Genomic DNA, 20,532 nt, shown 5'->3' with positions numbered 1-20,532 from the left:
AACTAAAATAGAGATCGCGGGCGCGTATTCAATGCAGAACGAACGACGCAGCAAAGGAAGACCCCGTATCCATCCTTTGAATATTGATCTTTTCACCATAGCCCAAATGCGGGCAAGCGACCAGAACTTCGGCGCGAAACGCGGCCGGGAATGCGTATAGCATCTTCGCAACAGGTGCGCCCCGCGGCCGCCCGCCCGCCTGTTTCAGCCCGTCCGGTCCCAAAGCGCGCAGATAGCTGCCATTCGGCACATCACCGCAGGTCTGCCAGCAGCCGTCCCAGATCTTGCCGGGTTGCGCGGGCGCGCTGACGGCAGAGAATTCGCGGCCCACCCGAATTTGCGCGTCGACACAGCGCACGTCGCAACCGTGCAACGTCCCCATTCCGCCCGCCATCAACCGCTCTGCCAACTGTTCGAGGGACTGCAATCTTGGGCGATATTCGGCCGATGCAACCCAGCGAAGCGCTTGCGCAAGGATGCGCAGCCGGGTGTCGTCCTCGGCCTCGGCAAAGCCGTCGCGGTCAATCAGCACGGCACCGGTGCGCAGCCCGTTCAGGGTTTCTTCCTTGGCGATCCGCCCCGCCACGTCACGGGCACGGGCGTTCAGCGCATTCCGCGCGCGCGTCAAGCGATGCGCCGTGGCGCTCAGCGTCTCGCGGTCCAATCCTTCAGCCTCTAACACGTCCAGTAGCTTGCGCATGCGCACCCGGTCATAGGTGGTGTCATCATTTGTGGGATCATCGAACCATCGGCCCTGTAATGTGCGCAGGTAGTGGCGCAACTCGGCGCGGCTCATGTCGAGGCAGGGTCGCAGAACACGGAAGCCCCGCGATTGTCTGTGGCCGTCAACAGATGCCGGCGGCGGTGTCGTCCAACAGACATCGCGGGCCGGCAAAGCGGGCTTGCCCCCCGGATGCGGGCACGCATTGGCAGAGGCCTGCATCGCGGCCAGCCCTTCGACGCCAGAGCCGCGCTTCAGCCGCATCAGAAAAGTTTCGGCCACGTCGTCCTGCGTATGCGCCATCAGCACATGTTCAAGCCCCGCGCGCCAGCGGTCAATCAGCGACAGGCGCGCGCGGCGGGCCGCATCCATCAGGTTGCCCTGCCCGTCCCAATGCCAGCGCAGCGTGGTATGAGGGTGGCCCAGCACCGTGCATTCCTCAGCGACCATCGCGGCCTCGGCGGCGCTTTCGGCGCGTAAGCCGTGATCCACCGTCACCACCCAAAGGCGCACGCCCCACACACGCGCCCAGTTATGCGCAAGCGTCAGCATCGCCATGCTGTCGCCCCCGCCAGAAACAGCCAGCGCAATATCGTTGGGAAAATCGGGGCCTAGCAGCTGCCCCATATTGTCGGCAAATCGCTGGTCCAGCGACGGCTGCCCACTCACTGGCAGGACAGGCCCGCCATCGCCTGTTGCGCTTCGATGACCTGAGCCGAAGAGGGAAAGCGCTGTTCCACCTCTGCCAGCGTCAGGCAGGCCTCACTGGTCTTGCCCAGCTTTCCAAGCGCCTCGCCCAGCTTGAACAGGGCCACATCCGCAACCTTGCTTTGTGGATACCCGGAATAGCTGTCAAGATAGGCCCGCGCTGCCTCGCGCATGTCGCCCGCCCCTTCCAGCGCCCGGCCCCGCCCCAGCAATGCGTCGGGTTCTAGCGGTCCGCCGGGATAGGTCTGGCGAAAGGTCTCAAACTGGTCCGCGGCGCTTTGAAAGTCACCATTGGCGAGCGCCTCCGACGCCCGCCGAAAGTCTGTCTCTTCGCCCACGGCCAGTTGTGACTCGCCACCGGACGCGGATGAAGCCTCCGGTTTCGCCGGCTGCACAGCACCCGAAGACACCGCAGGCGCCGCGCCCCCACCAAGCGTCGACGTTTCGCCCAGCTTCGAGACATCGCCACCTTCCAGTTCGACCAACCGAAACTCCAGATCGCCGATCCGGTTGGTGCCGTCTTCGATCACCTTGTCGATGCGGAACTCCAACTCTTCGGTCTTGGACGTCAGACGCTGCAATTCAGCCTCGATGGAGTTGACCCGTTCCAGCGTATCACCTGCCACGTTGACCTGCGCGGCCCCGGTCGTCGACAGCTCCGTCCGGAGCCGTTTGACCTCGATGCTCAGCAGGGTCAGGTCCTGCCGAATATCGGCCAGGGATTGCGCGCGGTCCTGCGCCAGCAATGTGCCGGGCAGCGCAAGGGAAAGGATCAGAAGCGTGGCTCTGAACATGGGCTGGATTCCTTCAGGTCGGTCTTAGCTGGTCAGCCCGGCAGAGATGATCGTGACCGCGCGGCGGTTCTTGGCATAACATGCCTCTTCCGAACAGATCGCGATCGGGCGTTCCTTGCCGTAGCTTACGAATTTCAGCCGCGATGGCGAGATCCCCTTGGAGATCAGGTATTGCTGCACGGCACTCGCGCGGCGCGCGCCAAGAGCCAAGTTGTATTCGCGTGTGCCCTGTTCGTCGGCATGGCCTTCGATCACCGCGAGATAGTCTGAATTGGTTTGCAGCCATTGTGCCTGCCCATCCAGCGTGGCGCGCCCTTCAGGTGTCAGCGTGGACTGGTCAATCAAGAACAGCACACGGTCACCGACGGTCTGCTGGAAATACGCCGGAGAGCGTGGGTCCTGCGCACTGCCCGGCACCGGGGCATTCGACAAAGACCCGTTATTCAGGCCTGCATTGCTGCCATCGCCCATGCCGTTGAACCGGTCGGCATTGGCACAGGCCGATACGGCAAGCGCCGCGCTCAGCATCAAGGCGGTGGAAATTCTACTCATGGCTACTGTCCTGCTCATATTTTCCTGGGTTTCTAACATATTTTCGGGCGTCTGGAAACGCCCACACGCTTTATGGCTGAAGTGGCCCCCAGCTTGGATCAGATGCGCCGCCGGGTGTGCGCACTTTCTTGAGGTTCCGGCCCGAAATATCGACCGAATACAGCGACGCCTCGCCGGCTTCGCCCTGGGTTTCGCGGGTGAACATGATGACCCTTCCATTGGGTGCCCATGTCGGCCCCTCGTCAAGGAAGGACGCGGTCAGCAAACGCTCTTCGCTGCCATCGGTGCGCATGACGCCGATATGAAAACGTCCCGCATTCTGTTTGGTAAAGGCGATCAGATCACCACGCGGCGACCACACGGGCGTGCCGTAACGACCGGGGCCAAAGCTGATCCGTTGCGCCTCTCCGCCGCCGGTGGGCATGATATAGAGCTGCTGCGTTCCGGACCGGTCGCTTTCGAAAACAATCCGGTTGCCATCCGGCGAATAGCTGGGCGCGGTTTCGATCGACGGCGCGGAGGTCAACTGCGATGTCTGCCGGGAATTCACGTCCATCGAGAAAATATCGGTATTTGCCCCTTGGGTCAGCGAATAGATCACCGTTTGACCGTTGGGCGCAAAGCGCGGCGCAAAACTCATATCGCCCTCGCGGTTTTCAAGGATGGTGCTTTGCACGTTGCCCACATTGATGATGTGGATACGGGGAAAGCCGGTCTCATAGCTGGTATAAAGCACGCGGTCGCCGGTGGGCGAAAAGCGCGGAGCCAGAACGATGGATGAACTGTCGGTCAGGTACTGCACATTCGCGCCGTCGTAATCCATGATCCCCAAACGCTTGCGGCGGTCGTCCTTCGGGCCGGTTTCGGATACGAAAACCACACGGCTGTCGAAATAGCCGCCCTCGCCGGTGATCCGGCTGTAAACCGCGTCGGACACTTTATGCGCCATGCGACGCCAGCCATCGGTTGTGCCGGCAAATTGCAGCCCTGATCCAAGCTCGGTTCCGGCAAAGACATCATAGACCCGGAACTTGACCACAAGCTGATCGCCATTGACGGTGACGGCCCCAGTGATCAGCGCCTGTGCGTTGATTGCTTTCCAATCGGCAAATTGCACCGGGCTGGCAAAGCTGGTGATCTGGCTGATGAAAGCGTCGCGCGGGATCTCGCGGAACAGACCGGTGCCGGTCAGGTCGTCCGCCACCACCCGTGCAAGCTGTGCCGCCATTTCGGACCCACCCGCGCTTTCAGAGACGAAATCGGGCACGGCATAGGGCAAAGGTTCAACCACGCCTTCGGTGATCTCGATCCGTAGCGGACCATCCTGCGCCAGCGCCGGAAGCGACAGCATGAACAGGGCGGAAATCAGGGCCAGCAGGCGTGTCATCATCATCTCAGCCTCATTTTCTCGGGGTTGAACGTCATCTCTATATCGCGCCATTGCTCATATTTCTCGGCCGGCAGGTCGTAGCCACCTTTTTCACAGCGCTGAACGGCTCGGCGTGCAGTTTCAAACGCGGTCTGCGTGGCTGATGCATTTCCGCCTTCCGAACCGACGAGGCGGATAGCGCCAACGACCGCCCCACTGCGATCCAGCGACATGGCAAGCGTCACAGTGACATTTGCTGCTTCGCTGCCGACGTTGACGTTCCAACACTCCTGAACCGCCACGCGAAATGCCTCGCGCTCGCTCCGGTTCAGAGGCGGCCCGGATGGTGCCGACGGTTCCGGATCTGCCGCGCCGCCAAGCGCTTCGGCCAATGCCGCCTGCACTGCGTCCTCGGACACGCTTGGCTGTGGCGCAGGCGCGTCGGGCGTGGTTGCGGGCGGTTGCGTCTCGGCTTGTGTCTCCGGCTCGGTCGCAGCCACGCGTTCAGGCCGGGTTCTTGGCCGCACAGACCGTGTCGGTGCCAACGCTGCCGGTTCCTCGGCCTCGGTCACGATCTCTGTCGCGGCCTCTGCTTCGGCGGTGGTTTCTTCGGCATCTGGGGGCGTGTCGGTCGTGGCCTCCGGGTCCGGTGCCGTCTGGGTCTGATCTGCGATGGTCACATCCGGTTCCGGCGGGGCCACGGGTTCGGGGGCGACGCGCGGTGCCGGACGAGGTTGCGGACGCAGCGCGGCCGTCGGCACGTCAAAATCCGGCTCCGGATCTGGTGCGGGCGGCTCTGGCTGCGGGCTGGGTTCTGAAACGTCCGGCGACGGCAGAGGCGCGGTTTCGGGCACATCCGGAACAGCATCGGCGGGCTCCTCTGGCGCTGGCGCTTGTGGCTCGGCGACCTGTTCGGGGGCCGGGGCATCTGCCGGAACGTCGGGGGCCGTGTCTTCGGGAATATCCGGCTGCTGCGGAACCGTCGGTTCGGGCACGCTTTGCGGCGCATTCGATGCCTCGGTCAACGCGGCGAATTCCTCTGACGAGATCACCGAGACGTCAGTCACCTGCATCTCTGGCGGATCGGCAGAAAACACCGGCCCCAGAAGAAGCCAGACGATCAGGCCCAGATGACCTGCTCCTGAAATATATTGCCCCGTATGCACGTCTGGCCTCAGCCATCGCTCTGGTCGAGAGCGGGTCCACCGATATCCGTCACTAACCCGATCGACGAAAAGCCGCCCGCATTGAGCGCGCCCATGACCTGCGCCACGGTCTCATACGACACGATGCCATCCGCGCGCAGGAACACCCGGTCATCCGAGCGTTCAGCGGCAATCGCGCGCAGTTTGGCGACCAGTTGATCGCGCGGGGTTTCGGTGTTCTGGATCAGGATGCCGCCCTCGGCTGTGATGGTGATGGTCAGCGGCTCTTCGGTCTCGTTGGGCAAGGCACCCGCAGCCGTCTTTGGCAACTCCACCGGCACGCCAACCGTCAGCAGCGGCGCGGCAACCATGAAGATGATGAGCAGCACCAGCATGACGTCCACAAACGGCGTGACGTTGATCTCGGACATCGGCCGCGCGCGGCGTCCGCCGCCACGCCTGCGCCTGCGGCCACCGCCGCCCGAGGAATTGAGAAGCCCCGCCGCCATCGCTCAGCTATCCAACTGACGGCTAAGGATGGTCGAGAATTCGTCCGCGAATGCCTCGTAGCCTGCAATAATACGGTCGCTGTCGGCGCTCAGCTTGTTGTAGAAGATCACCGCCGGAATGGCGGCCAGAAGACCCAGTGCGGTGGCCAGCAGCGCCTCGGCAATACCGGGGGCCACGACGACGAGCGAGGTGTTCTGCTGCGCTGCAATCTCGATAAAGGCGTTCATGATGCCGAAAACCGTGCCGAACAGTCCCACGAAAGGCGCGGTAGAGCCAACCGTGGCCAGCACCGGCAGACCGCCTTGCAACTCTTCGGCCTCTTTCTGGATCGACACATCCATGCTGCGGTCAATCCGCGCCTGAGCGCCTGCAATCAGCGCGCCATCCTCGCGGTGGCTGCGTTGCCATTCGACCATACCGGCCGCAAACACCCGCTCTGCCCGTCCGGAAGGGTCGACACCGATCTGCCCGAACAACTCGTCCAGCGGCTCGCCCGACCAGAAAGCGCGATCAAAGATCGCCGCCTCGCGCCGGGCCTGCCTGTAAGAAATCAGTTTCTGAATGATGATCGACCATGACCAGAAAGAGGCGACGATCAGCAGGATCATCACCAGTTTCACGGTTATCGTGGCCCGCGCAAAAAGCCCCCACATGGAGAAATCAATCTCCTGCGCCAGGGCAAGGGTTTCAGCTTCCATTTACCTGCTCACTCGGTTCCGCCGCCGGTGCGTTATCGCCCGGACCGTTCTCATTGTCAGTGATTCTAGCGGAAAACACAGGGGAAACCAACAACTGCCGCATCACGAGCGCGACAGCACCGATCTTCAGTGCAAAATCAGGCGGATATTTGCCGGAAGCCGGGCTGGCTGGCCGCTTTCCTGCAAGGCAACCAGCGTCACGATGGCTGAAAATAGTCGTTCGCCATCGCGCAGCACGTCCTGCTTCAGCACGATCCGTGCGCCTGTGACCTGCTCGACCGTGGTTTCCACCTCCAACGCATCGTCGAACCGGGCAGGCATCAGATAGTCGGCCTCGACCCGGCGCACGGCAAAGACGATCCCCTCGGCCTCTTTTAGTCTGGATTGGTCGATACCCAGCCCGCGCACCCATTCGGTCCGGGCGCGCTCGATGAACTTCAAGTAATTGGCGTAATAGACGATGCCCGCGAGGTCGGTATCCTCGTAATAGACATGCACGGGAAAACGGTGGTTCATGCACTGGCCCTTGTTTCAAGCGTCGTTTTCAGCATCTTCTGCGACCCTAGGGGCAGGCAGTTAGGCGCACAAGACCGGGGGCCTCTGCGTTACTCTGGCGGCGTCTGGCGGGCATAGAGACGCAGCGCATGGCTGGCATCCTGCGATGCGGCGGGCAGAACGGGGGCGTATGCCGCGCGGATCAGCGCGGCGATCTCTGGCCGCAGGATCACTTGTCCATCCTCCAGACGCCCCAGGGGCGAACGACTGGCAAACGCCTCTTCCGACCAAAGCAGGATCGCCTGCACCGCCTGTCCCAGGGCGAGAGTCTCGGCGGGTTGCTCTGTCATCTCCCCCGACATACGGATGAAGATGAAACAGGCCCGGATCGCGCCCGCCTCGTCGAAACGAAACACCCGGTACTGGCTGGCATCCGCCTTGGTCAACCGTGCGACAAGCGGCTCCAGATCCGGCACCAGCCTGTCAAGGTTGGGCACGCCGGACAGTTCCTGCCAATCGCGAAAGAAAAAGATCATCAGGTTGGCGCCAAGTTCCGGGTCGGTCTCGACAACTTCATGGCCCGCCAGCTTTGCCACTGCCTCGATCGCGCCTTTGAGGACGGGCAGGGTCTCTTCCTCGATGCCGAAGGCGACCGGCGCAAGAGGCCGTCCCCAGCGCGCGAAATGGTACTGGCCATCGGCGCGGGTGAAATGGGCGGCGATCTCTTCAGGGGTCATCAGGTCAGTCATGGGATCCTCTGGTCGCGCTGTTCGGTGCGGTGTTGGACTAAATGCGCGCGCTGCGGATTTCCAGCCCCGGACGCGAAAAACCGCAAGGCCCCGGCTCGGGGGCCGGGGCGGGACAGGGCTTGTGGTCGCGCCTGGACCCGACAAACCGTAGGGATCAGTCGAACAAATCGACCTGCCCCGGTGCGCGCGGAACTGCCAGATCAAGATGCGTCCAGCCCTTTTGCGCCAGCATCCGGCCACGGGGCGTTCGCTGGATCAGACCTTGTTGCAGCAGGAACGGCTCGATCACCTCTTCCAGCGCATCGCGGCTTTCGGACAGGGCCGCACTGATCGTCTCGATCCCGACCGGGCCGCCGCCGTAGTTTTCCGCAATGAGCCTCAGATAGCGACGGTCCGCGCCATCAAGGCCCAACTCGTCGACGCCAAGACGGGTCAGCGCATTGTCGGCAAGCTTGCGCGTCAGGTGTCCGCCCCCTTCGACCACGGCGAAATCCACCACGCGGCGCAGCAACCGACCGGCGATACGCGGCGTGCCGCGCGCACGGCGGGCGATTTCCAACGCCCCATCGGATTCCGCCTGCACCCCAAGCTTTTCGGCGTTGCGGGTGACGATCATGTGCAATTCCTCGACCGTGTAGAATTCCAGCCGGGTCGGGATGCCAAACCGGTCCCGCAAAGGCGTGGTCAGCAGGCCCAGCCGGGTGGTGGCCCCGACCAGCGTGAAGGGTTGAAGCTCTATTCGGACCGTGCGCGCGGCGGGGCCTTCGCCGATCACCAGATCAAGCTCGAAATCCTCAAGCGCCGGGTAAAGCACCTCTTCGACCACGGGGCTGAGGCGGTGAATCTCGTCGATGAACAGGACATCGCGCGCCTCAAGATTGGTCAGGATCGCGGCCAGATCGCCCGCCTTGGCAAGCACAGGGCCAGAGGTCATGCGGAACCCCACGCCCAATTCGCGCGCCATGATCTGCGCCAAGGTGGTCTTGCCAAGACCGGGGGGGCCGTGAAACAGCGTGTGATCCATGGCCTCGCCGCGTTGCCGCGCGGATTGGATAAAGATCCGCAGGTTGGCGCGCGCCTCTGCCTGGCCGACAAAATCGCCCAGCATCTGCGGGCGCAAGGCGCGGTCGTGATCCTCGGGCAGCGCTTCGGGTCGCAATGTCGGGTCTGGTTCGGTCATGTCGGCCCCTTACCCCTTTGGCGCGAGCAGCTTCAGCGCCGCGCGGATCAGGCCGGATGTGTCTGCCTCCGGCGTCTCGGCAGCGGCGGTGGCCACGGCAGACGCCGCCTCGCCCGGCGCGTAGCCAAGGTTCGAGAGGGCAGAGAGCGCCTCTGCCTGTGCGGCGGCAGACGGTGCAGGCGCAGGTGCGGCGCGCGCAGCCGGTGCCGCAACGGGCGTTTCGATCACCTCGTCCAGCGTGGCAGGGCTGGCGGCCCCGCCGCGTCCCCCCATCGCCATGACCGCCGGTGCCTTGTCCTTAAGCTCGTTCACCACGCGCTGCGCAGTCTTTGGGCCGATGCCCTTGGCCGCCTTCACAGAATTCCAATCGCCCATCGAGATCGCCCGGCTGACGCCATCCGGCCCCAACGCCCCGAGGATCGCCAGCGACGCCTTTGCGCCGACCCCCTGAACACTCATCAACAGGCGATGCCACTCTTTCTCGATCAGGGTCGGAAAGCCGAAGAGTTGCAGAATATCCTGACGCACCAACAGATCGGTATACAGCGCCACGGCCTCGCCCACGCCGGGCAGCGACATCAGCACCCGGTCCGAGCAATAGACGACATAGCCCACACCGCGCACGTCGATCAGAACATGGTCATCCCCGAGATAGTCGATACGTCCGGAAATCTTGCCGATCATGCGCGCACCCTCAGGCCGGGGGCGCGAGCGTGATGCGCGTGACAGATCGCGATCGCAAGCGCATCGGCCGCGTCCGCACCGGCAAAGGTCACACCGGGAAGCTGCATCTTGACCATATGCTGTACCTGAGACTTGTCGGCATGTCCGACCCCCACAACCGTCTTCTTGATGGTGTTCGGAAAATACTCGCCCACGTCGATACCGTATTGCGCGGGCACCAGCATCGCAATACCGCGCGCCTGCCCCAGCTTCAGCGTGCCCGCCCCGTCCTTGTTGACGAATGTCTGCTCCACCGCCGCCTGGTCGGGTTGATACCGCATCAGCACATCGGTCAACTGGCTATGCAGCGCCAGCAGTCGCAGTGACAGGACTTTGCCTTCGGAAACGCAATGCCCGTTCGCGACATGGCTGATTCGACTGCCATCGACGTCGATCACGCCCCATCCGAGGGTCCGCAACCCCGGATCGATCCCCAGAACACGCATCACTGCTCACCCGTTGTTGTTTTTTTGACCCACTAGCACGAAACGCGAACAAACGCCAAGCAGAATGAAAACGACTCGCTTTATGTCCAAAAGCGACTTCGACGCGACCAAAGCGACAGGGTGGTGCTGGTCGAGGCCCAAAAACGCCTCTTTTCAGCCAAGCGCGACGCGGATAAATGGCGTAATTTACTTATTTTTTTCGGTATGCGCCTAATCTCAAAGCATTGCGAAAACTGCATATGACCTATGCGCTTTCGGTCCTTGCCGAAATTCGCCCCCCCGCCTAACTCGGCATCAGAATGAAACCTTCGGGCAGGACGCCCGCCAACCGCTTGAGTATGTGACATGCCCGTAATCGACACCACCCGCACCCACTTTCACACCGTGCTTCTGGCCGACCGCGTTGGTCAGGTTCTTGCCAATGCCTATGCAGGCATCAAAGGCTGGAACGAAGAGCGTCAGACCCGCAAGGTTCTGTCCAGCCTTAGCGACACCGAGCTGGCCGATATCGGCCTGACACGCGGCGAGATCAACTCTGTCGCGCGAGGACGCTAAGCCAATTTCGGCTTTGCACGGCAGGCCAACGGCCGCACCATTAGGTGCGGCCGTTTTACTTTGTAATACTTGGGATTGAGACGCCGCAGTCCCGCGCAGTTCAGCGCCGCGCAAGCAGGATCTTCGTCATTCAGCGGTGTTCTTCGTCAGGCTAAGTGTCGACCAATCACCGATCTGTTCGTGATGCGACAAGGTCATGCCGTGGCCAGCATAGACCTCGATCACCTCTTGCGCCTGTTCGTTCAACAACCCTGACAGGATAGCCCAGCCTCCGGGGCACAGATGTGCAGCCATATCCGGCGCAAGGTCAATCAACGGGGCCTTGAGGATGTTGGCAAAGACAAGATCGAAGGGCGCTTTGGCTGCAAGGTCTGGATGGTCGAACCCCATTGCCTCCAGGCAAGCCACGCGCCCTTCCAGTCCGTTTGCCGCGACATTCGCCTTCGCCACGTCCACTGCGACCTCGTCAATATCGGACGCCACCGCGGGATCGGTCCAGATCCGCGCGGCCGCCATTGCCAGAACCGCCGTGCCGCAGCCGATATCGGCGACATTGCGCCCGACAAATCCATTGTTGGCAATTCGGTCCAGTGCGCGCAGGCAGCCCAGTGTCGTGCCGTGATGGCCGGTGCCAAAGGCCATTGCGGCCTCGATCAACAGCGGTTCGGACCCTTCGGGAACCTTGTCGGCATCGTGGCTGCCATAGACGAAAAAACGTCCCGCCTCGACCGGGGCAAGATCGCGGCGCACCTTGGCGACCCAATCGACATCCGGCAATTCGCTGACCACGAATTCGCGCGCGCCATGTGCTGCGGTCAACAGGCTCAGCGCAACATCGTCAGGCGCTTCGGTGAAATAGCCACCCACTTCCCACAGCCCGGATCCATCCTCCATCTCGAACACGCCGATGCCGGTGGGCTCGGGGATCATGTTCTCCATCGCGGCGCCAAGCGCCTCGGCCGGGGCTTTGCCGGTCAGGGTGGTGAAAGCGGTGAATGTCGGCATTGCAGAGTCTCCGGGGCATGGTGGTGCGATCCGGGTAGGCGCGAAGGGGGCCGCCGTCAAGCCGCGCCCGTCAGCTTCGCAAGCGCCACCCGGTGCGGAAAATGATCCACACCACCGCCATGCACAGGGCACAGAACCCCGCAATGGCCAGCAAACTCAATCCAACCGGCACATCCGCCGTCCCGAAGAAAGCCCAACGGAATCCGGAAATCAGGTAGACGACCGGATTGAACAGCGTGATCGTCTGCCAGATCGGCGGCAGCATGGAGATCGAGTAGAAAGACCCGCCCAAAAACACCAAAGGCGTGACGACCAGCAGCGGAATCAGTTGCAACTGTTCGAAATTCTTCGCCCAGATCCCGATGATGAACCCGAAAAGCGCGAAACTGATGCAGGTCAGGATAAGAAAGCCCGCCATGGCCAGCGGATGCTGAATGCTCAGATCCACAAAGAAGGCCGATGTGCCAAGGATCACCAGACCAATAAACAGCGCCTTGGTGGCCGCAGCGCCGGCATAGCCCAGCACGATTTCCAGAAAGTTCACCGGCGCGGAAAGCTGTTCATAGATCGTGCCGATGAATTTCGGAAAATAGATCCCGAAACTGGCGTTCGAGATGCCCTGCGTCATCACCGTCAGCATGATCAGCCCCGGCACGATGAACGCGCCATAGCTGACGCCCTCGACCTGATCGATGCGGCTGCCGATAGCGGTGCCAAAGACCACGAAATACAGCGAGGTGGAGATGACCGGAGAGATGAAGCTTTGCAGAAAAGTGCGAAAGAAGCGCGCCATTTCAAAGTAATAGATCGAACGGACCGCTTGCAGGTTCATGCTGCATCCTCCTTCACCAAGCCAACAAAAATATCCTCCAGACTGGACTGATGGGTGCGGATGTCGCGCAACGTCAGGCCCGCCGCGGCGATCTCTGCCAGCAGGTTCGTGATGCCCGTGCGGTCGGCGGTAGTGTCATAGGTATAGACCAGCGCCCGCCCGTCCTCGATCAAACACAGATCGTAGGCCGCAAGCGCCTCCGGTATCTCCGCCACGGGTTCTTGCAGGTCGACGATCAACTCCTTGCGGCCCATCCGCGCCATAAGAGCGGCCTTTTCCTCGACCAGCAACAATTCGCCCTTGGCAATCACGCCCACCCGATCGGCAATGGCCTCTGCCTCTTCGATATAATGCGTGGTCAGGATGATCGTCACGCCGTCGGCTTTCAGCTGCGCGACGGTGTCCCACATATCGCGCCGAAGCTCGACATCGACGCCGGCGGTGGGCTCGTCCAGAAACAACACGCGCGGTTCGTGGGACAAGGCCTTGGCGATCAAAACGCGCCGCTTCATCCCGCCCGAAAGCTCATTCACCTTGGCGTTTCGCTTGTCCCACAGCGACAGTTGGCGCAGGATCCGTTCCAGCAGCGCGTCGTCGCGCTTGCATCCGAACAACCCGCGCGAAAACCGCACCGCATCCATGACCTTCTGAAACGGCTCCAGATTGATTTCCTGCGGCACAAGCCCGATCAGTTGCCGCGCCGCGCGATAATCGGTGATCGTGTCATGCCCGCCAACGCTTATCGTGCCCGAGGTCGGGACCGCGATGCCGCAAACGGCGGAAATCAACGTGGTCTTGCCTGCCCCGTTGGGTCCAAGCAGCGCCAGAATCTCGCCTTCGCGGATCTCCAGCGAAACACCTTTCAACGCCTCGAACCCGCCATCGTAGATTTTACGAAGGTCCGAAATCTTTACCATAGCCGTCATATGCGTCTCCTGTATGCGACGCGAAAACTAAACCTGTCTGTTCAGAATGCAACCTGCGTCAGCGCAGGTCAGTCTGTGCGAAATCGCCCTCGACGCGAATCCGGGCTGCCTCCGGCCCCCCCCTCGGCAGGGCGCAGCAACATCGCCACGAATCCAGAAGCACATGCCAGCCTTGCCGTTCGTCCGGCCTAGCCGTTGCGCACGGTATCAATCATCAACTGCACGTTGTCGGGATCTGCGTCCGGCGTAATCCCGTGACCGAGGTTGAAAATATGTGGACCACCGCGAAGCGCATCCACCACGCGCCGCGTCTCGTCCACCAGATCCTGTCCGCCGGTGACCATGTGTTTCGACGCCAGGTTGCCCTGCACACATCCATCCACCTGCACATGGCTGGCGGCCCAGTCCGGGCTGACAGAGTTGTCGATGGCCACACAATCAGCACCCGTTGCTTTGGCAAACCCGACATAGCGGTCCCCGGCCTCTCGCGGAAAGGCGATGATCGGCGTATCGGGGTGTTTGGCCTTCAGCGCCGAGATGATGCGCTGTGCCGGTTTCAGGCAAAAATCGTCGAAATCCGCGCCTTTCAGCGACCCCGCCCAACTGTCGAAAAGTTTGACGACTTCTGCACCGGCCTCGATCTGGCAGGACAGGTAGTCGATGGTCGCTTCTGTCAGCCTGTCCATCAGCGCATCGAACAGCGCGCGGTTCTCGGCCTTGAGCGCATGGGCAGGCCCCTGATCCGGCGTGCCCTTACCGGCGATCATATAGGTCGCCACGGTCCAGGGTGCCCCGGCAAAGCCGATCAGCGTGGTCTCGGGCGGCAATTCCCCCTTCAGGATGCGGATCGTCTCATAGATCGGCGACAGGGTTTCGTGGATCATCTCGCCCTGCCCCAGCCGGTCGAAATCCGCCTGCGCGGTCACGGTAGACAAACGCGGCCCTTCGCCGGTGACAAACCACAGATCCGCGCCCAGCGCCTGTGGGACCAGCAAAATATCGGCAAACAGGATCGCCCCGTCAAAGCCATAGCGCCGGATCGGCTGCATCGTCACCTCTGCGGCCAGTTCCGGATTGTAGCACAGCGACAGGAAGTCCCCGGCCTTTGCCCGTGTTGCGCGGTATTCGGGCAGGTAGCGCCCCGCCTGCCGCATCATCCAGATCGGCGGGACAGGCTGTGCCTCTCCGGCCAGTGCGCGCAGAATGGTCTTGCTCATCGCCATGTCGTCCTTCTCGTCAATCGACCCGTGGTCCCTTGCGGGCGGCGATATGTCAAGCCATCGCGGCTTGCCGGGGCAGGATGACGCGACTAAAGCTGGGCGCATGACGTATATATTACCCTCCCCCGATACCCCGCTGAAGATCGGCACCCGTGCTTCGCCCCTGGCGCTCGCCCAGGCGCACGAGACCCGAGACAGACTGGCCGCCGCCTTTGCGCTCGACCCTGCGGCCTTTGAGATTGTTCCGATCAAGACCACCGGCGATGACCGTGCGCTGATCGCCGCTGACCGTCCGCTGAAGGAAATCGGCGGCAAGGGCCTGTTCACCAAGGAAATCGAAGAGCAGCTTCTGTCCGGCGGCATCGACATTGCCGTGCATTCGATGAAGGACATGCCGGTGCTGCAACCCGCCGGGCTGGTGCTGGACTGCTACCTGCCGCGCGAAGATGTGCGCGACGCCTTTGTCTCGAATGCCTTCACCGGCATATTCGAACTGCCACATGCATCAACCGTGGGCACGTCGTCGCTGCGTCGCCGCGCGCAACTGCTGCACCGACGCCCGGATCTGACTGTCGTCGAGTTTCGCGGCAACGTGCAGACCCGGCTGCGCAAACTGTCCGACGGCGTCGCGGACGCCACGTTCCTTGCCATGGCCGGGCTGAACCGGCTGGCGATGGCGGACGTGCCCCGCACCGCGATTTCCCCCGAGGACATGCTGCCCGCCATTGCCCAGGGTGCCATCGGGATCGAACGCCGCGCCGATGATGCCCGCACAGCCCATATGCTGGAGGCGATCCACGATGCGCTGACCGGCAAGCGACTGGCGGCAGAGCGCGCCTTTCTGGCCACGCTTGACGGGTCTTGCGAAACCCCCATCGGCGGGTTGGCGGAACTGGACGGCGGCACCTTGCGGCTGCGCGGGGAAATCCTGCGCCCAGACGGCTCGGATGCCGTGTCCGACGATGCCAGCGCACCGGTCGAGGACGGGGCCGCGTTGGGTCATGAAATGGCGCGCAAGCTTCTGGCGCAGGGCGGACCGGGCTTCTTTGACTGGCGCGACTGAAGGCGTTCACGCCCTCTGGACCAAATGATCTCGGTCCGGCGGCACGTGGCGCGGTTCAGTCGTCCGGCATACGGAACGTCAGCGATGCCCAAAGCGATTCCCAAACCGGGTCATCCTCCGCCTCTGGGTCCAACGGGCGCATGACCACGGAATCGACAAGATAGGTATGGCCGGGGCTGACCGGGAAGATCGCCAACCCCTCCTCGTCGGTGCGGTAAAGCGAAGATGTAACGGTGCCATCGGGTGCCTTGTCGAACAGTTCAACCTGCGTGTCCGTGCGCAGCGCCCCCTCATATAGCACCTTCACCGGAAACCCTCTGGACAGATCATCGGTATAGGGATTCGCCTGTGCAACAATCTCTGTCAACAATCCGACTTCGCGGTCTTGGCCGACACCCCGGCCCACCGCGATCAGGCTTTTTCCATACCGGCTGTAGCGCTCGCGAAATCCGGCTTCCGGCAGACCGCGTTCGCGGTGCCGATCCATCGCCCAGGCAAAATCCTTGTGCGTCGTGAAGGATTCGAATTTCGCCCACTCCTTATAGGTCAGCAGGTAATCGGTTGTTTCATGGATCACCACGGCCAGCCCCTCCTGCGGTGCGGGCATGGTCATCGCGGGCCTGTCCCCGGCACGACCGGGGACCTCTGCCAGGTCATCGCCCATCGCCAGGTCAAAACGACGAAACCGCATCGACAGATAGGAGAATGCCGAGCCTTCGAAATTTTCGCCGACACGGATATCTGCAACCAACGGGGCATCCACCGCGATCTGATACTCCAACGGCGATATCCAGAATTCATGTGCAGAGGCCGCGACGGGAAAGAGTGCAGCAATCAAGGCAAGCGCACGCATCGGCAAACTCCTTACGGTTGGTCGGCAGTAGCGCCGAACTGTAGCGGCGCTGCACAGGGTTTCAATCCACAGATGCGTGAGGGTGGCAGGCGCGGCCCTTGTCTCACGAGACAAAAGGCAGAAATGATTCAGCGACGTGACCTGCAAGCGCTCGCATCAAAGGACCTGCGTCATCGCTTCACGCGCTACGTTTGGCGCGATCTTCAATATCCTTGGCGTAATCGGCAATCCGCACCCGGAACCGCTTGCCAATATTGCCCTTTGCCAACTTCATCGACTGCATCAGCAACCGCGCAGACAGCGTCCGGGGGCGCGGCACCACCTTCATCGTCAGTCGGGTGCGCGACCGGGATAGTGCGACCAATTCTATCGACACGCCGACATCCAGTCCGCCTGACGACCCTGCGAAGGTCAAGGACTCCGGTTGTTCGTATTGCGTCACTTCGATGGTTGCCGTGCGCGTCTTGCCACGAAACGCGAAAGTCGTGGCCCAGGTCATGCCCGGACCGGGTTCGAACATTTGGTCCGTCCGCCGCACATCTATCCCCCGACGCAGTGCAGAGCGTTCGAGAACATCAAAATCCGTTACCGTCGCGAAAACCGCGTCCAAAGGCGCCTCGATGTCTTCGGTCGTCGTCAATTCCATCGTTTGATCGCCCTGCTCTGCCGTGGTTCTGTCCGGGATCTGACAGACCGCCAGTTTTGCGTCATTCGCCCCTGTCCGCAAGCCAGTTGCTCAGCAGGAACTGCGCGATCGCGCCCTTTCGGGTGGGCAGTATGTCGGTTCTTCTACCGGCGAAGACCTCCATCAATTCCTCGCGGGTGATCCACAAAGCGTCCTCCAATTCCACCGGGTCCAGGGTGATCTCATGCGTCAGCGCCTCTCCTGTACAACCCAGCATCAAAGAAGATGGAAACGCCCAGGGCTGGCTGGCGAGGTATCTGACATGCCCGATGCGAATGCCCGCCTCTTCATAGACCTCACGGCGCACGGCGGCCTCCATGGTTTCTCCCGGCTCGATAAAGCCTGCAAGCAGAGAATACATACCGTCCGGCCAATGTGGCGAGCGCCCCAGCAGAACAGAATTTCCTCGGGTGACAAGCATGATCACAACCGGATCCGTGCGCGGAAAATGATGCGTTTTGCAGACCGGGCAAATACGCTGCCAACCCGCCATGAAAATATCCGATTTGACACCGCAGGCGGCACAGAACCCGTGCGTGGCATGCCAGCCGAGGATTGCCTTGCCGGTCGCGGCCAGTTCAGCATCGCGTGCATCCACCCGGGTCATAACGGCGCGCAGCTCTGCAAAATGCTGCCCCTCGGTCAATGCCGGATGGGTCTGTTCGGATTGATCGAGAAATTCCTGAAGCGCCGCCTCGTCTAGCCCCTCCGGCACCCAGCCCCGCAGCTCATAGGCAAAATATCCGGTGCCTTCACTTTCGCGCCCCAGAAAGACAGGGTCGGCCAAACCCGTCAGGATCGGGTGCCTCATCGACAGCTTTGCCAAAGTAAGACCATCGTCAGACGCGGCCACCAGCGGCTTGCCGCGCCAGAACAGCACCGCGCGTGACGCGTCAGAATCGGTCAGCGCCTTCAGTTTCGGCGCATCTCCGCGCATTTCTGCTGCCCGGTCGAGCGAAGATCCGCCGAAGGTCACTGTTTCAGAAAATTGCATGCAAATGCTCCCATTTATGTCACACTTTCCATGTCATGCCCCTGATCCGGTGGCAAACACCTTGAGTTTGACCAAGCGGCTGCGCAACCAAGAGTTGACCCTCTTTTTAGCAACCTGCTCCAGTTGTCTTGTCATCGGATTGTAGTCTTCGCATGCTCTTGTCACGTCAATGCCTTAACGGAGCCGAACAATGCCCAAGACCGTATTCCCGACCCTTTCCCGACGTGCGTTCCTTGCCGGTACGGCAGCGGGGGCGTCGATGATCACCTTGCATCCTTTCTCTGCCCGCGCAGCCGAAGGTCAGGTCCATTTGCGGATCATGGAAACCACAGACCTGCATGTGCATGTCTTCCCGTATGACTATTATTCCGACCGCCCGGTGGACACCGTGGGCCTGTCGCGCACCGCGTCGATCATCGGCGACATCCGCGCCGAGGCGACCAATTCGATGCTGGTGGACAATGGCGACTTTCTTCAGGGCAACCCGATGGGCGACTATATCGCCTATGAGCGCGGCATGAAGGAAGGTGACATGCATCCCGTCATCACTGCGATGAACACGGTGGGCTTTGACGCGGGCACCATCGGCAACCACGAATTCAACTACGGGTTGGATTTCCTGATGAAATCCGCCGCTGGGGCCGAATTCCCCATCGTGCTGGCCAATCTGGCCACCGAAAAGGGCGCGGCTCCGCGTGACGACACCACGCTGTTCAAACCCTATGTGATCCTTGACCGCACCGTGACCGATGGTGCGGGTGCCAGCCATGACATCAAGGTCGGCATCATCGGCTTTACCCCGCCGCAAGTGATGAACTGGGACAGCAAGCACCTGCAAGGCAATGTCGAGGCCCGCGATATCGTCGAAACCGCCCGCGCCTATATCCCCGAGATGAAAGAAGCAGGCGCCGACATCATCATCGCGCTTTCGCATTCCGGTATCGGCGCGGCCGAGGAAACCGACGGCATGGAAAATGCCAGCGTTCCGCTTGCCTCCATTGACGCCGTGGACGCGGTGATGACCGGCCACAGCCACCTTGTCTTCCCGTCGCCCACCTATGCCGCTTATGCCGCGGTCGATGTCGACAAGGGCACGATCCACGGCAAGCCCGCCGCAATGGGCGGCTTCTGGGGCAGCCATCTGGGCGTGATCGACCTGATGCTGGAACGCGAGGCCGGCGAATGGCGCGTCGTGTCCACCGCGTCAGAGGCGCGCCCGATCAGCAAACGCAACGAGGATCGGTCCGTCACGGCGCTGGTCGAGGATGATCCGGCCGTGCTGGACAGCGTGCGCCAGCAGCACGAGGAAACGCTCGCCTATGTGCGTCGCGCCGTCGGCAAGACCTCTGCGCCGCTGCACAGCTATTTCGCGCTGGTGGCCGATGATCCGTCTGTCCAGATCGTCTCGATCGCGCAGAAATGGTATATCGAGCAGATGATGGAAGGCACTGAATACGAGGGCCTGCCAATCCTGTCCGCCGCCGCCCCTTTCAAGGCCGGTGGCCGGGGTGGTCCGGAATACTACACGGATGTGCCTGCCGGTGATGTGGCGATCAAGAACGTGGCCGACCTGTACCTTTATCCCAATACGGCGCGGGCGGTGAAGGTGAACGGCCAGCAACTCAAGGACTGGCTGGAACGCTCTGCTGGCATGTTCAATCAGGTAGAGGTGGGCAAGGCCGACCAGGTGCTGCTCAACACCGAATTTCCAAGCTACAACTTCGACGTGATCGACGGTGTGACCTATCAGATCGATCTGTCACAGCCGTCGAAATACGGCCCCAAGGGCGAGCCGCTGAACCCGGATGCCAACCGCATCGTGGATTTGGCCTATGACGGCCAGCCGGTGACCCCCGACATGGAGTTCATCATCGCCACCAACAACTACCGCGCGAGCGGCGGCGGCAGTTTTCCGGGCGCGATGGGCGACACGATCATCTTCGAGGCACCCGACACCAACCGCGACGTCATCGTGCGCTATATCGTCGAGCAAGGCACGATCAATCCCTCGGCCGATGCCAACTGGTCCTTCGCGCCGCTGGACGACACCAGCGTGTTGTTCGAAACCGGCCCGAAGGCGCGTGACTACATGTCTGACGTCAAGGGCGTGACGATCGAGGATGCGGGCGACGGTGCCGACGGGTTCGCGCAATTCCGCATCATGCTCTGACACACAGACGCGGCAAGTTACCGCTAACGATAACGACGCGGGCGGCTCGACAGGGCCGCCCGTCTGGTGTTTATAGCGTCTCGCATCAGGTCTGGTTCATGCGATCCCCAGGCACATCGCGCCGCTAGATGCGTGAGAC

Annotated in this window: 22 protein-coding genes; 3 read left to right on the top strand and 19 right to left on the bottom strand. The window is 62.0% G+C overall.

Annotation, left to right across the window (positions count from 1 at the left end):
* Positions 1–28: 28 nt before the first annotated feature.
* The 12 genes from tilS to ruvC all read right to left on the bottom strand — a co-directional run bounded on the left by tilS (position 29) and on the right by ruvC (position 10,090).
* Positions 29–1,390 (bottom strand): tRNA lysidine(34) synthetase TilS, encoded by a 1,362-nt coding sequence (gene tilS, locus ACN0WV_RS14095; RefSeq protein WP_417606615.1) that lies wholly within the window; start codon positions 1,388–1,390, stop codon positions 29–31.
* On the bottom strand, positions 1,387–2,223 hold the full coding sequence (gene ybgF / locus ACN0WV_RS14090; protein ID WP_417606613.1) for a tol-pal system protein YbgF: 837 nt from the start codon (positions 2,221–2,223) through the stop codon (positions 1,387–1,389). Before ybgF ends, tilS begins: the two co-directional genes overlap by 4 nt.
* A 24-nt stretch (positions 2,224–2,247) precedes the next feature.
* A complete protein-coding gene (gene pal / locus ACN0WV_RS14085) occupies positions 2,248–2,775 on the bottom strand; it encodes a peptidoglycan-associated lipoprotein Pal (protein WP_084352998.1) in 528 nt (175 codons plus the stop codon).
* A gap of 70 nt (positions 2,776–2,845) precedes the next feature.
* Entirely contained in the window at positions 2,846–4,165 is a 1,320-nt protein-coding gene (tolB, locus tag ACN0WV_RS14080) for a Tol-Pal system beta propeller repeat protein TolB (RefSeq protein WP_417606657.1), read from the bottom strand.
* On the bottom strand, positions 4,165–5,310 hold the full coding sequence (locus tag ACN0WV_RS14075) for a cell envelope biogenesis protein TolA (protein WP_417606611.1): 1,146 nt from the start codon (positions 5,308–5,310) through the stop codon (positions 4,165–4,167). The genes tolB and ACN0WV_RS14075 overlap by 1 nt, the downstream gene beginning before the upstream one ends.
* Before the next feature lie 8 nt (positions 5,311–5,318).
* Positions 5,319–5,798: a protein TolR gene (tolR, locus tag ACN0WV_RS14070; protein WP_084352996.1), complete on the bottom strand. Its 480-nt coding sequence runs from the start codon at positions 5,796–5,798 to the stop codon at positions 5,319–5,321.
* 3 nt (positions 5,799–5,801) lie between these two features.
* Positions 5,802–6,497, bottom strand: a complete 696-nt coding sequence (gene tolQ / locus ACN0WV_RS14065; protein ID WP_084352995.1) for a protein TolQ — start codon at positions 6,495–6,497, stop codon at positions 5,802–5,804.
* Positions 6,498–6,623: 126 nt separating this feature from the next.
* Entirely contained in the window at positions 6,624–7,013 is a 390-nt protein-coding gene (gene ybgC, locus ACN0WV_RS14060) for a tol-pal system-associated acyl-CoA thioesterase (protein ID WP_417606608.1), read from the bottom strand.
* Positions 7,014–7,102: 89 nt separating this feature from the next.
* Positions 7,103–7,729 (bottom strand): hypothetical protein, encoded by a 627-nt coding sequence (locus ACN0WV_RS14055; RefSeq protein WP_417606655.1) that lies wholly within the window; start codon positions 7,727–7,729, stop codon positions 7,103–7,105.
* Between the two features lie 166 nt (positions 7,730–7,895).
* Complete coding sequence (gene ruvB / locus ACN0WV_RS14050; RefSeq protein WP_417606606.1) at positions 7,896–8,921, bottom strand: Holliday junction branch migration DNA helicase RuvB; 1,026 nt, start codon at positions 8,919–8,921, stop codon at positions 7,896–7,898.
* A gap of 9 nt (positions 8,922–8,930) precedes the next feature.
* Positions 8,931–9,605 carry a Holliday junction branch migration protein RuvA gene (gene ruvA, locus ACN0WV_RS14045; RefSeq protein WP_084352991.1) on the bottom strand — a complete coding sequence of 225 codons (675 nt, stop codon included), beginning with the start codon at positions 9,603–9,605 and terminating at the stop codon, positions 8,931–8,933.
* Positions 9,602–10,090, bottom strand: a complete 489-nt coding sequence (gene ruvC, locus ACN0WV_RS14040; protein WP_179141467.1) for a crossover junction endodeoxyribonuclease RuvC — start codon at positions 10,088–10,090, stop codon at positions 9,602–9,604. Before ruvC ends, ruvA begins: the two co-directional genes overlap by 4 nt.
* Positions 10,091–10,435: 345 nt before the next feature.
* Between ruvC and ACN0WV_RS14035 the strand changes: the two genes are divergently transcribed.
* Positions 10,436–10,645, top strand: a complete 210-nt coding sequence (locus ACN0WV_RS14035; RefSeq protein WP_084352989.1) for a DUF1127 domain-containing protein — start codon at positions 10,436–10,438, stop codon at positions 10,643–10,645.
* A 126-nt stretch (positions 10,646–10,771) separates the two neighbouring features.
* Here ACN0WV_RS14035 and ACN0WV_RS14030 read toward each other — a convergent pair whose 3' ends face one another.
* From ACN0WV_RS14030 to hemE, 4 genes are all read right to left on the bottom strand, one after another.
* Positions 10,772–11,650, bottom strand: a complete 879-nt coding sequence (locus ACN0WV_RS14030) for a 50S ribosomal protein L11 methyltransferase (RefSeq protein WP_417606603.1) — start codon at positions 11,648–11,650, stop codon at positions 10,772–10,774.
* Positions 11,651–11,720: 70 nt separating this feature from the next.
* The gene (locus tag ACN0WV_RS14025; protein WP_417606601.1) at positions 11,721–12,482 is read right to left on the bottom strand and encodes an ABC transporter permease; all 762 of its coding nucleotides are present in this window, start codon (positions 12,480–12,482) and stop codon (positions 11,721–11,723) included.
* The gene (locus ACN0WV_RS14020) at positions 12,479–13,408 is read right to left on the bottom strand and encodes an ABC transporter ATP-binding protein (RefSeq protein ID WP_417606600.1); all 930 of its coding nucleotides are present in this window, start codon (positions 13,406–13,408) and stop codon (positions 12,479–12,481) included. The genes ACN0WV_RS14025 and ACN0WV_RS14020 overlap by 4 nt, the downstream gene beginning before the upstream one ends.
* A 188-nt stretch (positions 13,409–13,596) precedes the next feature.
* Positions 13,597–14,631 carry a uroporphyrinogen decarboxylase gene (gene hemE / locus ACN0WV_RS14015; protein WP_417606599.1) on the bottom strand — a complete coding sequence of 345 codons (1,035 nt, stop codon included), beginning with the start codon at positions 14,629–14,631 and terminating at the stop codon, positions 13,597–13,599.
* A gap of 100 nt (positions 14,632–14,731) precedes the next feature.
* On the opposite strand from hemE, the gene hemC reads away from it, so the two are divergent.
* Entirely contained in the window at positions 14,732–15,691 is a 960-nt protein-coding gene (gene hemC / locus ACN0WV_RS14010) for a hydroxymethylbilane synthase (protein ID WP_417606597.1), read from the top strand.
* A 55-nt stretch (positions 15,692–15,746) separates the two neighbouring features.
* Here the strand turns inward: hemC and ACN0WV_RS14005 are convergent, their stop codons facing one another.
* The 3 genes from ACN0WV_RS14005 to nudC all read right to left on the bottom strand — a co-directional run bounded on the left by ACN0WV_RS14005 (position 15,747) and on the right by nudC (position 18,223).
* On the bottom strand, positions 15,747–16,544 hold the full coding sequence (locus ACN0WV_RS14005) for a DUF4198 domain-containing protein (protein ID WP_417606595.1): 798 nt from the start codon (positions 16,542–16,544) through the stop codon (positions 15,747–15,749).
* A 178-nt stretch (positions 16,545–16,722) separates the two neighbouring features.
* Positions 16,723–17,190 (bottom strand): SRPBCC family protein, encoded by a 468-nt coding sequence (locus ACN0WV_RS14000; RefSeq protein ID WP_417606594.1) that lies wholly within the window; start codon positions 17,188–17,190, stop codon positions 16,723–16,725.
* 61 nt (positions 17,191–17,251) lie between these two features.
* Positions 17,252–18,223 carry an NAD(+) diphosphatase gene (nudC, locus tag ACN0WV_RS13995; RefSeq protein WP_417606592.1) on the bottom strand — a complete coding sequence of 324 codons (972 nt, stop codon included), beginning with the start codon at positions 18,221–18,223 and terminating at the stop codon, positions 17,252–17,254.
* A 190-nt stretch (positions 18,224–18,413) separates the two neighbouring features.
* Here nudC and ACN0WV_RS13990 point away from each other — a divergent pair, with 190 nt between their 5' ends.
* Positions 18,414–20,393: a bifunctional 2',3'-cyclic-nucleotide 2'-phosphodiesterase/3'-nucleotidase gene (locus tag ACN0WV_RS13990; RefSeq protein ID WP_417606590.1), complete on the top strand. Its 1,980-nt coding sequence runs from the start codon at positions 18,414–18,416 to the stop codon at positions 20,391–20,393.
* Positions 20,394–20,532: the final 139 nt, after the last annotated feature.

It is taken from the genome of Primorskyibacter flagellatus (genome assembly GCF_048268605.1).
Taxonomy (GTDB): Bacteria; Pseudomonadota; Alphaproteobacteria; order Rhodobacterales; family Rhodobacteraceae; genus Primorskyibacter; species Primorskyibacter flagellatus.
Note: the sequence above shows the minus strand (reverse complement) of the source record. Positions and strands in the feature narration are given on the sequence as shown.

Excerpts from the sequence above, each read along its gene's own strand:
- ruvC (WP_179141467.1), bottom strand. The coding sequence starts at position 10,090 with ATGCGTGTTCTGGGGATCGATCCGGGGTTGCGGACCCTCGGATGGGGC.
- ACN0WV_RS14000 (WP_417606594.1), bottom strand. The coding sequence starts at position 17,190 with ATGGAATTGACGACGACCGAAGACATCGAGGCGCCTTTGGACGCGGTT.
- ybgF (WP_417606613.1), bottom strand. The coding sequence starts at position 2,223 with ATGTTCAGAGCCACGCTTCTGATCCTTTCCCTTGCGCTGCCCGGCACA.
- hemC (WP_417606597.1), top strand. The coding sequence starts at position 14,732 with ATGACGTATATATTACCCTCCCCCGATACCCCGCTGAAGATCGGCACC.
- ACN0WV_RS14005 (WP_417606595.1), bottom strand. The coding sequence starts at position 16,544 with ATGCGTGCGCTTGCCTTGATTGCTGCACTCTTTCCCGTCGCGGCCTCT.
- ACN0WV_RS14020 (WP_417606600.1), bottom strand. The coding sequence starts at position 13,408 with ATGACGGCTATGGTAAAGATTTCGGACCTTCGTAAAATCTACGATGGC.
- ACN0WV_RS14025 (WP_417606601.1), bottom strand. The coding sequence starts at position 12,482 with ATGAACCTGCAAGCGGTCCGTTCGATCTATTACTTTGAAATGGCGCGC.
- nudC (WP_417606592.1), bottom strand. The coding sequence starts at position 18,223 with ATGCAATTTTCTGAAACAGTGACCTTCGGCGGATCTTCGCTCGACCGG.
- hemE (WP_417606599.1), bottom strand. The coding sequence starts at position 14,631 with ATGGCGATGAGCAAGACCATTCTGCGCGCACTGGCCGGAGAGGCACAG.
- ybgC (WP_417606608.1), bottom strand. The coding sequence starts at position 7,013 with ATGAACCACCGTTTTCCCGTGCATGTCTATTACGAGGATACCGACCTC.
- tolB (WP_417606657.1), bottom strand. The coding sequence starts at position 4,165 with ATGATGACACGCCTGCTGGCCCTGATTTCCGCCCTGTTCATGCTGTCG.
- ACN0WV_RS14035 (WP_084352989.1), top strand. The coding sequence starts at position 10,436 with ATGCCCGTAATCGACACCACCCGCACCCACTTTCACACCGTGCTTCTG.
- tolQ (WP_084352995.1), bottom strand. The coding sequence starts at position 6,497 with ATGGAAGCTGAAACCCTTGCCCTGGCGCAGGAGATTGATTTCTCCATG.
- pal (WP_084352998.1), bottom strand. The coding sequence starts at position 2,775 with ATGAGTAGAATTTCCACCGCCTTGATGCTGAGCGCGGCGCTTGCCGTA.
- ACN0WV_RS14030 (WP_417606603.1), bottom strand. The coding sequence starts at position 11,650 with ATGCCGACATTCACCGCTTTCACCACCCTGACCGGCAAAGCCCCGGCC.
- ACN0WV_RS13990 (WP_417606590.1), top strand. The coding sequence starts at position 18,414 with ATGCCCAAGACCGTATTCCCGACCCTTTCCCGACGTGCGTTCCTTGCC.
- ruvB (WP_417606606.1), bottom strand. The coding sequence starts at position 8,921 with ATGACCGAACCAGACCCGACATTGCGACCCGAAGCGCTGCCCGAGGAT.
- tolR (WP_084352996.1), bottom strand. The coding sequence starts at position 5,798 with ATGGCGGCGGGGCTTCTCAATTCCTCGGGCGGCGGTGGCCGCAGGCGC.
- ruvA (WP_084352991.1), bottom strand. The coding sequence starts at position 9,605 with ATGATCGGCAAGATTTCCGGACGTATCGACTATCTCGGGGATGACCAT.
- ACN0WV_RS14055 (WP_417606655.1), bottom strand. The coding sequence starts at position 7,729 with ATGACCCCTGAAGAGATCGCCGCCCATTTCACCCGCGCCGATGGCCAG.